Here is an 11,265-nt window from a genome sequence, read left to right as displayed (position 1 = left end):
ACGCCGAAACGGCAGATGCGATCGCAACCAACCCAGTGATGACCAAAATTTCCAACATTTCCCAGCCTCACGCCATAAACCGAGACCAAGAATGCAACACAATGGTTAATGCGTAGTTAAGCTTAATAAAACGTTTCGCATCAGCTCTCTATGGGAACATTCTCGCCAAGGGCCTCGCGCTCGGGTGCCAGAAGACGCTCGAGCGGCCATGCCAGCTCCACGATCGCGCCGGAGCGTTCGGGCTTGCGATTGGCCGCGACAAAAGGCGTGGTCCCGTTACGGAAGGTGATCCGTGCGCCCGTCCGCTCGAGCAGGGTCTTGGCAATGAACAGCCCCAGCCCCATCCCCTCATATTCTTTGCGGCTATTCGAGCTGCGCCCGTGCAGGAAAGGATCACCGATCCGGCCGATCACATCCGGCGCATAACCGCGCCCGTCATCACAGACCCGCACAACGATGGTCGAGCCACTCCAGAGCGCATCGACCCAGACCCGACCGTCAGCGAAATCCACCGCATTCTGCACTAGATTACGCAGCGCATGGATCAACTCGGGATAGCGATAGATCGCCGGTTGCTTATCACTGCCATCGCCAATCGGTTCTGTCGTAAAGATAATTTCCTTACCGCGATCCATGTGTGGCTCGGCCGCCTCACGCAGAACCGAGATCAGCGGCGCGGTGCGCAGATGCAGATCGTCCTTCCCCGCCCGCCCCATCGAGCGCAGGATATCGCGGCAACGGTCGGCCTGTTCGCGGATCAGGAGCGCATCCGCGCGCAGATCCTCGTCATCGGCCAGTTCGTCGGCAAGCTCGCTCGAGACCAGCTTGATCGTGGCAAGCGGCGTGCCCAGCTCATGCGCGGCAGCCGCCACCACTCCCCCCAGGTCGGTCAGCTTCTGTTCGCGCGACAGAGCCAGCTGCGCGGCCAGAAGGGCCTCGGCCATCACGCGGCTGTCATGCGATATCCGCTGCGCATAGGCACCAAGGAACACCACCCCGATCACGATTGCCGTCCAGTATCCGAACTCGAACAGTTCGGGCAGCTGGATCACCTCGCCACCGGTCGATACCAGCGGAATATAGAGCCCCGCCACCAGCGTCGTCAGCACCAGCGTCACCGCCCCGATCAGCATCGTGGCCCGCCATTCAAGTGTGGTCGCCGCAATCGTGGTAGGGACAAGGATCAGCAGCGCGAAAGGATTGTTCAGCCCGCCGGTCAGCAGCAACAGCACCGCGAGCTGCGCCGTGTCAAACAGCAGGAGCGTCAGAACCGCCCCCTGCGACAACCTGCGGCTTTCCGGCGTCAGGAACAGCGCCAGCAGATTGACCAGCACCGATGTCCCGACCGTCGCCAGGCACCAGACAAGGTTGAGCCCGATTCCGAGCAGGAACCACGCCACCAGAATGGCCATCAGCTGCCCGATAACCGCAGTCCAACGCAGGAATGTCAGCGTGCGCAGCCGCACCCATTCATGGGAGGTGGGCCGATTGGCAGGGAGCGTCAGATCTGGAGCAACCATGCGGCTTTCCTTCCGTTAAGTCAAAATACAGCAAGGACAATCTACGAGCTTCAAAGAGGATGCCGTTGCTGGTAACAGTTACGCAAAATCCTCTTACCACCGTGACTTCAACTTGTCTGTCGTCGATACGGGAGAAAAGCGATGCCTCTCCAGACCAAACATTACGCTATCGCGGGCGCCATAATCGTTCTGGCAGGGCTCGTGACAGGCTGGGCGATCACACAAAGCGGCCCGAAAGATGTCTTTGCCGAATGCCGCGCTGCGGGTAGCGGGACCCGTGCGGATTTGGGGGGAGCCTTCACGCTGACTTCGGAAACCGGCGAGACCGTAACGGATAGGGATATCTTCACCAGGCCGACCATTCTCTATTTCGGCTACACCTATTGCCCCGACGTATGCCCGCTCGACACGATGCGGAATGCGCAGGCCACCGAGATCCTTGACGAGCGCGGCTACGATGTCCAGCCGGTCTTCGTGTCGGTGGATAGCGCCCGCGATACGCCCGAGAGCCTTACCGCCTTTACCGATGTCATGAGCCCGAAGATGATCGGCCTGACAGGCACCCCCGAACAGATCAAACAAGTCGCGAAAGCCTATCGCGTGTTGTTCTCGGTTCAGGACCCGAACGACCCCTACACCCTGATCAGCCATTCGACGCAGAGCTACCTCATCCTGCCGGATCTCGGCTATGTGGACTATTTCGACCGCGACGCCACGCCCGACGAGATGGCAGACCGTATCGGCTGCTATCTGGATCACGCAAAAAACAGTTGACCCTAGGCGCTTTCGTCCCTGCAGCATTTGACCCCGTCCACATCGCTGCGTAAAAGACGACAAGCGTTGTAACTGTCCGGATTGTCCAATGGTTGAAGATCTCTCTGCCGAAATCGGCTCCGACCGGAGCCTGTTGCTGGTCGATGACGATCAGGCCTTTCTGACACGCCTTGCGCGTGCAATGGAGAAGCGTGGCTTCGAAGTGCGCGTGGCAGCCTCTGTGGCCGAGGGCAAAAACCTCGTGGCACAATCCGCCCCAGCCTATGCGGTCATCGATCTGCGGCTAGAGGATGGCAACGGGCTCGATGTCGTCGAAGCCCTGCGTGAAGCCCGCGAGGATGCGCGGATCGTGGTTCTGACCGGATATGGCGCAATCGCGACCGCGGTGGCCGCAGTGAAGATGGGCGCAACCGATTATCTCTCGAAGCCGGCAGATGCGACCGATATCACCAACGCGCTTCTCGCCCGCGAAGATACACAACCCGCGCCTCCGGAAAACCCGATGAGCGCGGATCGTGTGCGGTGGGAACATATCCAGCGTGTCTACGAGCTTTGCGACCGCAATGTTTCTGAGACCGCGCGGCGTCTGCATATGCATCGCCGCACGCTACAACGCATTCTGGCAAAGCGCAGCCCGAAATAAGCCCTCAGCCCGCGCGCGCCTGAGGCTCGGCAGACCAGCCCGCCTGCTCCTGCGCGAGATTTCGGCGGAACACCGACATCGTCTGCTCAAGGCGCCCTGCCATTTCGTTCAGAGCGTTATGGGCGGCCGTGGTCTCTTCGAGCATGGCCACGTTCTGCTGGGTCGTCCGGTCGAGCTGCTCGACCGAGCTGTTCACCTCATTCACCGAGCGTGACTGTTCGGTTGCCGCCTCGGCCAGTTCGCGGATCTGGGTCGCGATCTGGCTGACATGGCGGATGATCCGATCCAACTCGGAAACGGTCCGGTTCACGAGCTCGGCACCGGTTTTCACCTGACGGCCGGAAGCCTCGATCAGCTTGCTGATTTCCTGCGCCGACGAAGAGGAACGCTGCGCCAGCTCCCGCACTTCCGATGCAACGACGGCAAAGCCGCGCCCTGCATCACCCGCCCGCGCCGCCTCGACACCGGCATTGAGCGCCAGAAGATTGGTCTGGAAGGCGATATCGTCAATCACAGACGAGATACGGGCGATCTGGTTCGAGCTTTCCTCAATTGCCGCCATCGCCTCGATCTACTCCGCGACGACGGTCGAGCTTTCACCTGCGGCCTGTCGGGCCTTCTCGGCGGAAGTCGAGGTATCGCGGCTGACCATCGCGGCCTGCTCGATAGACACCGTCAGCTGGTTGATGGCCGCGGCCGCATCACCCAGCGCGCTCGCCTGACGTTCGGACCGCGAGGACAGGTTATCGGCTGCTGCAGTGATCTCGGAAATCTGCGCGCGGATATCGGCAGAGCATTCGAAAGCGGTCGTCACGGTCCGCGCAAGCTGTTCGACCGACACATTGAAATTCTGGGCAAGGTCGGCGTAATTGGGATCGTCAGGCATCGTCATGCGCACCGAGAGATCCCCGTTTGCCAAACGTTCCAGCGCCGATTTCAGCGCCACAACGAAGGCTTCCTGCTTTTTCTGGCGCTCTTCGCGCTCGGCCGTCTGTTTCCGCTCGGCTTCCATGACCGCCATATCGGCTGCGTGTTTCTCTTCGGCCTGACGGGCCGCTAGCTCACCGGATTGCTTCGCCTCTGCTGCTGCTGCCTCTGCGATCTTCCGGTGCTCATTCGCCTCCTGTGACATCTGCTCGGCCTTTTCACGGGCGGCAGAGGATTCGGCGGTCAGCACCTCCAGCTGGGCCATGCGCTCCATCGCATCGCGGAAGAGCTTCTGGCGGCGGCGCACGACCTCGATCAGCACACCAGCCTCCAGCGAGAAGAGCCCGCCATGCAGAAGTATCCGCTCCATATTCTCGTAAACATCCGTGCTGGGATAGACGAGCACCGGATAGGCAAGGCCGAGCCCAGCCTGGTGGATCACAGTACTGACCGCAATCACAGTCAACGCCCGCACATCGACAAGGGCGGTAGCCATTGCACACATGACGAAGAATGCCATATGGGTATCGATGATCCACGGATGTCCGGCAAAGGCAGCGGTAAAAGAGAAACACTGGCCGATCATCCCCTGCGCGAGAATCGAACGACCCTTCTTGGTGTCGCCCAGACGCCAGCCCCAGACCGCCAGCGCCGCGAAGCCTATCGCGGAGATGGATGCGATCCAGAAGGCCGTGCCAATGATCCATGCCACGATGGAAATCCCTGCCGCCGAAGCGACCATGCCGATTGCGAGATATTTGATCGCAGCTTCGCGGCCAGCAAAGGGCTGATCACTATCATCATGAAAAAACGCCAGAATACTATTCATCCGCATATCCATTCCACCTTTTCGGCGTCCAAGAGGAACCAAGCACCGGCCTTTTCCAATTGCTCGGCCTGCGCCATATTATCGATAGAAACCAATTGCCCGAACGGAGCGCGTGTCGGACCGATCAGCTGCGCCCCCGCATCCTCTGCCACGACACTTGCATCGCTCCATGGCGGCACAATCATCACCACTAGCCCCACCCGTTCCGGAACGGAGCCTGACAGATGGGCCAAAGGCGCAACCAACATGGAAAAAAACAGAATCGCTACCTCAAGCCTCATCCCAACCTCACACACTGAGCACTGGAACTGTCTAAGGTTGAATCTTTAAATCGCGATTAAATTATATCGGAAGCGCTGTGGTGTTCTGGACTTCGTGCAACGAGAAGCTCGATTGAAGCTGCGCCACGCCAGGAAGCGAGGCCAGACGCGCGCGATGCAGCAGCGCGAAATCGTCAGTATCCTGCGCTACGACCTTCAAAAGGAAATCCGCTTTGCCCGCCATGAGATGGCATTCCAGAACCTCGGGGACCTTGCGCACCTCGCTCTCGAACGCGCGCAGCACCTCGTCTTTCTGGCTCGAGAGGGTAATCTCGACGAAGACCGTAGTGTTCCGACCAAGCCTACGGCGGTCGAGAAGCGCGACATAATCGCGGATATAGCCCTCTTCCTCGAGCCGCTGCACACGCCGATGACAGGCGGAGGCCGACAGATTGACCCGCTCGCTCAGATCGGCGTTCGAGATGCGGCCCTGCTGCTGCAGGACCATCAGTATCCGGCGATCCGTCGCATCGAGTGACATATGGTTTCCTTCGACCCAAACTCGTCCGGGCCGAAGAATCTTCTAATTTCAGAGTTTATTCAAGAAAGCATCACCGCAAAAAACGGCAAGAATCACTCTTTTTTCAGCGCATCGCGGATATCGATCAGAACATCCAGCTGGCTCGGGCCGGTTTTCACCTCCGGCGCAACCTCCTGCGGCTTCTCGGCGGCCTTGCGGATGCGGTTCACCATACGCACCAGCAAGAAGACGATGAAAGCAATGATGAGGAAATTGATCACGGAGGTCAGGAAGGCCCCATAGGCAAAGATCGCCGCCCCCGCATCACGCGCGCTCTGCAAGCTCGATCCGGCCGGCACATCGCCCGAAAGAACGACATACATATTGCTGAAATCCAGCCCGCCGATGATGAGGCCGATAATCGGATTGAGCAGATCCGACACGATCGATTTGACAATCGCGGTGAAGGCCGCGCCGACGATGATCCCCACCGCCATGTCCATCACATTACCCTTGGCAATGAAGTCCTTAAATTCTTGCAGCATCCGTATTCCCTCATTCTCCGGACTCTATATCCGCCTATAGTTAGCGATACATATATCCAAAGCAACGAAGCCTTCCAGCCTACCGGCGCGCAAAGCTCATCGGCAGCGAAAAACTCAGGCTGGAGGCGCCAAGCCCGCGGGGAGCGGCCGGAAACTGCCCTGCCCGCTGCACTGCGGTCACAGCCGCCTGATCGATTGCGGCATTGCCCGAGGACCGTGCGAGCGACACCGAGACCAGCTGGCCTGCGGCCGAAACCGTCAAGCGCACGACAGCCTGTCCCTGCGCGCCACGCGCCGCAGACGGATACCGCTTGCGCCGTTCGATCCGCTGGCGGATCTGCGCGCCCCAACGGCCACGAAGATTGTCGGCCTGCGCCTTGGAGAGGGTAGCAACCTTGGCCTGTCCGTTCTCGCCCGCCGCACCACGATTGCCGCTGCCCGAGGCCGCCTGTGCCGCCTGTGCGGCACTTGTCCGGTCCGACTTGCGTGCGGGTTCCGGCGTGGGCTCCGGTTTGGCCTGACGCTTGGGTGCTGGCCTCTCGGGACGTGCCATCGGGCGCTCCGTGGCCTCCGGCGCAAGGGCAGAGCGCTCCGGCTCCGGCGGAACCTCGGGTTCCGCCTTCTCGACCTCGGGGATCGGCGGCGCGTCGGTCAACATGGGCAGATCGGATGGCGGCAGCTCGATCTTGGGCGGCTGGATGACCGGCGGCTCGGAAGACAGCTGCATCACCGGCTCCGGCACCTGCGGATTTTCCCATTGCTCTACCATAGCGGCGACCTGCGCATCGGCTGCCTCGAGGCTGACCATCGCATCGCCCGCAGCACCTGCCGACATCGAGCCCTCGTCACGCGAGACAAGCCCGAAGGCCAGCACATGCAGCGCCGCCGCGACAATAGCAAAGCTGCCCAGTTCGAAGATCCGCATCGTGGTCATCGGGCGTCTCCCCGCGATGTCACCAGCTCGACCTGAGCGAATCCGGCCTTGCCCAGAACCGGCAATAGCGCGGCCAGACGGGTGGCCCCGGCACTCTGATCTCCGCGCAATAGCAGATGCGCCGGTTGCGCCGAACAATCCGACTGCGCACAATACGCCTCGCGCGCCGCAACGAGCGCGTCGAGCAGCGGTGTAACATCATCCTTTGCGGCAAGGGTCAGTTCGCGAAAACCCAGCTTCCCGTCCGCGCCCAGATAAACGCTGAACTCGCCTTCGGCCTCGGAGGCTGCCACCGAGACCGGCGGCTCGGTCGGGAAAGGTTCGGGCGGCGCCAATTTTGCCGAGATCAGGAAAAAGATCAGCAGCAGGAACACCACGTTGATCATCGGCAAGAGCGAGGCATTGCCCTTCTGCCGTTTGGGCGGCGCAAATTGCATGGGCCTCACTCCACCAGAATCAAGCGACTGAACCCAGCGGCGGTCAGCCGGTCCATCACCGAAACCAGATCCTGCAGATCCGCCTCCTTGGCGCGCAGGATCACCGGATCGGCACGGGTCTCGGTCAGCCGGTCCAGCTCGGCCAGCAGATCATCGAAACTCCGCGGGACACCGTTCAGCTCGACCACACCCTCGGGGCCGATATCGACCAGCCGCGGCGCGCCTGTCCATTCCGAGGCTGCCCCGCTGGCAGAGGCCAGCGGCAGACTGACATCCTGACTGAAACGCGATGCCAGCATGAAGAAAACAAGAAGCAGAAAGACCACATCGATCATCGGGGTCAGATCCGGCTTGCGGCGCGGACGGTCGGGCGCGAAATTGAACATCGGGTCTCACTCCGCCGCAAGCGCGCGGATCGTTTCTGGCGTTGCCTCGCGGGACACAAAGACCTGTGTCGCGGTGTCTTCCATATCCTCGCGTAGCCGATCGGTGATGCTCTCGAACCAGGTCAGCGCGACCTGCGCCGGAATGGCCACCGCCATACCCGCCGCTGTGGTTAGAAGAGCCTCCCAGATCCCCCCCGCCAGCGTGGACGGATCGGCACGGGCACCCGCCTCCTGCAAGGCCTGAAACGCCGAGATCATCCCTGTCACCGTGCCCAGAAGGCCGATCAGCGGACCGATCGTCGCGGCAAGCTCCAGACCGCGCAGCCCCCCGCGTGCCTTGGCCAGCAGGCCATGTGCCACTCGGCCGGTTTCTTCGCGCGCCTCGGTATCGCTGAGATTGGAATGGGCGGCCATCATGGCCGCGCGGGTCAAACGCGCGCGCAGACTGCGGCGTCCGTCAAGGAGGCCAATGGCGGCGGCGTGCTGCCCTGCCTTCCACTTCATCAGAGCGGCCTGCGAATGGCGCCCGCCGGACCACGCCCCGAAACAGGCGAAGCGATAGAGTTTCCACAAGATCAGCGCCACTGTAAGCACCGACAACAGGGCAATTGCCCAGATCGCGGGACCGCCCATCTGGAGGAAGTCCGTCAGACGGCTTAGGCCGGTCGCTGGATCCACTGTAATCGATTCAGGTTCCATCTCGTCCTCAATATCAGAGTATTTCTATCAGAAATACAAACTGAGCAAGCTTGTCAACGATGGACGGCGCGATTCTTGATAAATTTGGTAAACTATTAGCGCAGCAGCGCATAAAAAAGCCGGAGCAAAGCCCCGGCTGATCGTTCGGAGTTTCAAAAGACCGCTGCGCTGCGACAGCCCCGACGCGACGCAGCGGCCTTTGTTACGCAGCGGCGCGCTGCATATCCGTGTTCTCACGCAGCAATCGGGAGGCTTGCCAGGCCGACCATCCTTCAGGCTGGGTCATGTGGAAATCCTCGAGACAGGGATCGGGCAGTGGCGCCCCTGCAAAACGGGCCCGCGCTTCCTCGCGCGCCTGCCGGATGATCTCCTCGGCGCGGCGCGACATCGCACCTTCCACCAGATCATGCAGCAACTGACGCAGGTCGGGCTTATCATCGGGACGGGTTTCGTCGATCAGCCCCATCACGCGCTGCAGACGCTGGCGCGCGGTTTCCAGACGATCGATCGCGCGATCACGCTGATCGGCACGGAATGCTAGCTCCAGCGGCAGGCTCTCCTGATAGCTGGCCAGTTCGGCCCAGAGAGCGTCTGCGGCAGCCTCGAGCGACGGATCAATGATATTCAGCTTGGCAATCCGCGCTTCGACGCGGGCAATCCCTTCGCGGATACGGGCAACGCGGCCATGCAGCTGCACCTCGGCCGCCTCGGAGGTGGCGATATCGCGCGCGGCGCGACCGATCTCGATCAGCCCCATCGCCACAGCCACAACCTGATGGTCAACGACAACACGACGCGCTGTCACACCCGCCAGAATCCAGTCCTGTTCTTGATGCATAATCCACCTCGCTTTCTGCGTTGTTCCAAACATCGCAGAGCAAGGTGAACAAGAGGTGAACGAGCTTACTCCGGCTTACGGAGAATTTTCGTCAAAGGCTCGAACATCTCGGCATTGGTCGCCACGACCGACCCGCTCGCAAAGATCTCCTGATCCTCGCGCACGGCAGACACGAACCCGCCGGCTTCCTTGACGATCACCAGACCGGCCGCCATGTCCCACGCCTTCAGCTCGCGCTCCCAATAACCGTCGTAGCGACCCGCGGCCACATAGGCCAGATCCAGCGAAGCCGCCCCCCAGCGGCGTACACCGGCACAGGCGGGCATCAGGCGCGCCAGATCGCGCAGCGTCGCGGGTAGCGTGTTCTTGGCGCCGAAGGGCACACCGGTTGCAAAGACCGCATCGGTCATCGAGCGACGGCCCGACACCCGCAAGCGGGTATCGTTCATGAAGGCACCAAAGCCCTTCTCGGCAAAGAACATTTCGTCCTTGGCTGCATCGAAGATCACACCGGCAACAACTTCACCCTTATGCTCGAGAGCAATCGAAACGGCCCAATGCGGCATGCCGTGCAGGAAGTTGGTGGTGCCATCCAGCGGGTCGACGATCCAGCGGCGGGTCGGGTCCTTGCCCTCTTCCTCACCGGTTTCCTCACCCAGCCAGCCATAGGTGGGGCGCGCATTCAGCAGCTCTTCCTTGATGAGCTTCTCGGCCTCGCGGTCGGCGCGCGACACGAAATCCCCCGGACCTTTGGAGGAGACCTGCAGGTTCTCGACTTCGCGGAAGTCCTTCACCAGCGACCGGCCTGCCTTACGGGCGGCTTTGATCATGAGGTTAAGATTTGCGCTGCCTTGCATGGGAGATCTCCTTGGGGGGTTCGAAGCGACCGCTTATACCGTCGGGGAGGCGATTCCAAGCCTTATATACGCCTCTATAATAGGCTTTCGGCCTTATTGGGCGGGTTTCGCCAGCGCGAGGGCGTCCTGCCCCTGCAACTTCACCGGTTCGGTCCGCGCCAGCTCGAGAAAATGCGCCATATAGGGTCGGGTCGCATTCTCCGTCCGCGTCGCGGCATAAAGGCGTTTCTGCAGGCCGGTCTTCGTCACCTGTTTCGTTATGTAATCAGGCCGATACCGCACATCCCGCAGCACCCAGTCGGGCAGCACGGCCACCCCGCGCCCGGCCGCCACCAGCATCAGGATCACCGCCGTCAGCTCTACCTGCCGATGGGTCCGCGGCTCGATCCGCGCAGGCGTCAGCAGCCCCGAGAAGATATCGGAGCGCGCGCGGTCGACCGGATAGGTGATCAGTGTCTGGTCCAGAAAATCCTCGGCCTCGATGAAGGGCTTGGCCGCCAGAGGGCTGCTGGAGGAGGCGATAAAGGTGGGCGCATAGTCGAACAGCGGGTTGAACACCACGCCATCCAGCTCCTCGGGATCGGAGGAGATCACCAGATCCACTTCCTCGTTCTGGAGCGCCGGCAACGCGCGGAAAGCCAGACCGGGGCGGATGTCGATATCCACCTCAGGCCAAGCGCGGCGGAACTGCTCGAGCACCGGAAAGAGCCAGTCGTAGCAGGCATGGCATTCGATGGCGATATGCAGCCGACCTGCCCGCCCTTGCCTGAGCGCGGTGAACTCGTCCTCGATCGCGCGAATCTCGGGAAGGATACGTTCGGCCAGACGCAAGAGCTTTTGCCCCGCGGCCGATAACCGCATGGGCCGCGAGCGCCGCACAAACAGCTCCATCCCCGCCTGCTCCTCCAAACCCTTGATCTGATGCGACAAAGCACTTTGTGTTATATTCAATGCCTCGGCCGCGCGGGCCAGACCACCCGATTCATGGATCGCACGGATCGTTCGCAGGTGCCGCAATTCAAGGTACATTCGATCTGACTCATGTTATTCTTGAGCAATATGAGTTTGTCTCACATTGAGGAATCTGGCACAAGCG

15 protein-coding genes are annotated in these 11,265 nt (G+C 61.2%); 2 read left to right on the top strand and 13 right to left on the bottom strand.

What is annotated here, in order from left to right; all coding sequences use genetic code 11:
- Positions 1 to 140: 140 nt before the first annotated feature.
- Positions 141 to 1,520 (bottom strand): sensor histidine kinase RegB, encoded by a 1,380-nt coding sequence (regB, locus tag ABEB22_RS06800; protein ID WP_339113628.1) that lies wholly within the window; start codon positions 1,518 to 1,520, stop codon positions 141 to 143.
- Positions 1,521 to 1,661: 141 nt separating this feature from the next.
- On the opposite strand from regB, the gene ABEB22_RS06795 reads away from it, so the two are divergent.
- Together ABEB22_RS06795 and ABEB22_RS06790 are read left to right on the top strand one after the other, a co-directional pair.
- A complete protein-coding gene (locus ABEB22_RS06795; protein WP_339113629.1) occupies positions 1,662 to 2,294 on the top strand; it encodes an SCO family protein in 633 nt (210 codons plus the stop codon).
- An 88-nt stretch (positions 2,295 to 2,382) separates the two neighbouring features.
- The gene (locus tag ABEB22_RS06790) at positions 2,383 to 2,937 is read left to right on the top strand and encodes an ActR/PrrA/RegA family redox response regulator transcription factor (protein ID WP_339113630.1); all 555 of its coding nucleotides are present in this window, start codon (positions 2,383 to 2,385) and stop codon (positions 2,935 to 2,937) included.
- Between the two features lie 4 nt (positions 2,938 to 2,941).
- On the opposite strand, the gene ABEB22_RS06785 is transcribed toward ABEB22_RS06790, so the two are convergent.
- The 12 genes from ABEB22_RS06785 to ABEB22_RS06730 form a co-directional block, all read right to left on the bottom strand.
- Positions 2,942 to 3,499 (bottom strand): methyl-accepting chemotaxis protein, encoded by a 558-nt coding sequence (locus tag ABEB22_RS06785; protein WP_406869915.1) that lies wholly within the window; start codon positions 3,497 to 3,499, stop codon positions 2,942 to 2,944.
- A gap of 9 nt (positions 3,500 to 3,508) precedes the next feature.
- Positions 3,509 to 4,693, bottom strand: a complete 1,185-nt coding sequence (locus tag ABEB22_RS06780; protein ID WP_406869914.1) for a hypothetical protein — start codon at positions 4,691 to 4,693, stop codon at positions 3,509 to 3,511.
- A complete protein-coding gene (locus ABEB22_RS06775; RefSeq protein ID WP_350934786.1) occupies positions 4,690 to 4,974 on the bottom strand; it encodes a hypothetical protein in 285 nt (94 codons plus the stop codon). Before ABEB22_RS06775 ends, ABEB22_RS06780 begins: the two co-directional genes overlap by 4 nt.
- 61 nt (positions 4,975 to 5,035) lie before the next feature.
- Positions 5,036 to 5,494 carry an Lrp/AsnC family transcriptional regulator gene (locus ABEB22_RS06770; RefSeq protein ID WP_339113633.1) on the bottom strand — a complete coding sequence of 153 codons (459 nt, stop codon included), beginning with the start codon at positions 5,492 to 5,494 and terminating at the stop codon, positions 5,036 to 5,038.
- Positions 5,495 to 5,586: 92 nt separating this feature from the next.
- Positions 5,587 to 6,018: a large conductance mechanosensitive channel protein MscL gene (mscL, locus tag ABEB22_RS06765; protein ID WP_339113634.1), complete on the bottom strand. Its 432-nt coding sequence runs from the start codon at positions 6,016 to 6,018 to the stop codon at positions 5,587 to 5,589.
- Positions 6,019 to 6,097: 79 nt separating this feature from the next.
- Positions 6,098 to 6,952, bottom strand: a complete 855-nt coding sequence (locus ABEB22_RS06760) for a TonB family protein (protein WP_406871111.1) — start codon at positions 6,950 to 6,952, stop codon at positions 6,098 to 6,100.
- A complete protein-coding gene (locus ABEB22_RS06755; protein WP_406871110.1) occupies positions 6,949 to 7,389 on the bottom strand; it encodes an ExbD/TolR family protein in 441 nt (146 codons plus the stop codon). The genes ABEB22_RS06760 and ABEB22_RS06755 overlap by 4 nt, the downstream gene beginning before the upstream one ends.
- Positions 7,390 to 7,394: 5 nt before the next feature.
- On the bottom strand, positions 7,395 to 7,775 hold the full coding sequence (locus ABEB22_RS06750; RefSeq protein ID WP_406871109.1) for an ExbD/TolR family protein: 381 nt from the start codon (positions 7,773 to 7,775) through the stop codon (positions 7,395 to 7,397).
- A gap of 6 nt (positions 7,776 to 7,781) precedes the next feature.
- Positions 7,782 to 8,474, bottom strand: coding sequence for a MotA/TolQ/ExbB proton channel family protein (locus ABEB22_RS06745; protein WP_406871108.1), 693 nt, complete (start codon positions 8,472 to 8,474; stop codon positions 7,782 to 7,784).
- A gap of 202 nt (positions 8,475 to 8,676) precedes the next feature.
- On the bottom strand, positions 8,677 to 9,312 hold the full coding sequence (locus tag ABEB22_RS06740; protein WP_339113639.1) for a hypothetical protein: 636 nt from the start codon (positions 9,310 to 9,312) through the stop codon (positions 8,677 to 8,679).
- Between the two features lie 65 nt (positions 9,313 to 9,377).
- Positions 9,378 to 10,169, bottom strand: coding sequence for an inositol monophosphatase family protein (locus ABEB22_RS06735; RefSeq protein ID WP_339113640.1), 792 nt, complete (start codon positions 10,167 to 10,169; stop codon positions 9,378 to 9,380).
- Positions 10,170 to 10,262: 93 nt separating this feature from the next.
- Positions 10,263 to 11,198: a LysR family transcriptional regulator gene (locus ABEB22_RS06730; RefSeq protein WP_339113641.1), complete on the bottom strand. Its 936-nt coding sequence runs from the start codon at positions 11,196 to 11,198 to the stop codon at positions 10,263 to 10,265.
- Positions 11,199 to 11,265: the final 67 nt, after the last annotated feature.

The sequence above is a fragment of the Thioclava sp. 'Guangxiensis' genome (assembly GCF_045348365.1).
Classification (GTDB): Bacteria; Pseudomonadota; Alphaproteobacteria; order Rhodobacterales; family Rhodobacteraceae; genus Thioclava; species Thioclava kandeliae.
This window is presented reverse-complemented; position numbering and strand designations above follow the sequence as displayed.

What these genes read in the sequence shown, in the direction of transcription:
- regB (WP_339113628.1), bottom strand. Translation starts at nt 1,520, where the DNA reads ATGGTTGCTCCAGATCTGACGCTCCCTGCCAATCGGCCCACCTCCCAT.
- ABEB22_RS06795 (WP_339113629.1), top strand. Translation starts at nt 1,662, where the DNA reads ATGCCTCTCCAGACCAAACATTACGCTATCGCGGGCGCCATAATCGTT.
- ABEB22_RS06790 (WP_339113630.1), top strand. Translation starts at nt 2,383, where the DNA reads ATGGTTGAAGATCTCTCTGCCGAAATCGGCTCCGACCGGAGCCTGTTG.
- ABEB22_RS06785 (WP_406869915.1), bottom strand. Translation starts at nt 3,499, where the DNA reads ATGGCGGCAATTGAGGAAAGCTCGAACCAGATCGCCCGTATCTCGTCT.
- ABEB22_RS06780 (WP_406869914.1), bottom strand. Translation starts at nt 4,693, where the DNA reads ATGAATAGTATTCTGGCGTTTTTTCATGATGATAGTGATCAGCCCTTT.
- ABEB22_RS06775 (WP_350934786.1), bottom strand. Translation starts at nt 4,974, where the DNA reads ATGAGGCTTGAGGTAGCGATTCTGTTTTTTTCCATGTTGGTTGCGCCT.
- ABEB22_RS06770 (WP_339113633.1), bottom strand. Translation starts at nt 5,494, where the DNA reads ATGTCACTCGATGCGACGGATCGCCGGATACTGATGGTCCTGCAGCAG.
- mscL (WP_339113634.1), bottom strand. Translation starts at nt 6,018, where the DNA reads ATGCTGCAAGAATTTAAGGACTTCATTGCCAAGGGTAATGTGATGGAC.
- ABEB22_RS06760 (WP_406871111.1), bottom strand. Translation starts at nt 6,952, where the DNA reads ATGACCACGATGCGGATCTTCGAACTGGGCAGCTTTGCTATTGTCGCG.
- ABEB22_RS06755 (WP_406871110.1), bottom strand. Translation starts at nt 7,389, where the DNA reads ATGCAATTTGCGCCGCCCAAACGGCAGAAGGGCAATGCCTCGCTCTTG.
- ABEB22_RS06750 (WP_406871109.1), bottom strand. Translation starts at nt 7,775, where the DNA reads ATGTTCAATTTCGCGCCCGACCGTCCGCGCCGCAAGCCGGATCTGACC.
- ABEB22_RS06745 (WP_406871108.1), bottom strand. Translation starts at nt 8,474, where the DNA reads ATGGAACCTGAATCGATTACAGTGGATCCAGCGACCGGCCTAAGCCGT.
- ABEB22_RS06740 (WP_339113639.1), bottom strand. Translation starts at nt 9,312, where the DNA reads ATGCATCAAGAACAGGACTGGATTCTGGCGGGTGTGACAGCGCGTCGT.
- ABEB22_RS06735 (WP_339113640.1), bottom strand. Translation starts at nt 10,169, where the DNA reads ATGCAAGGCAGCGCAAATCTTAACCTCATGATCAAAGCCGCCCGTAAG.
- ABEB22_RS06730 (WP_339113641.1), bottom strand. Translation starts at nt 11,198, where the DNA reads ATGTACCTTGAATTGCGGCACCTGCGAACGATCCGTGCGATCCATGAA.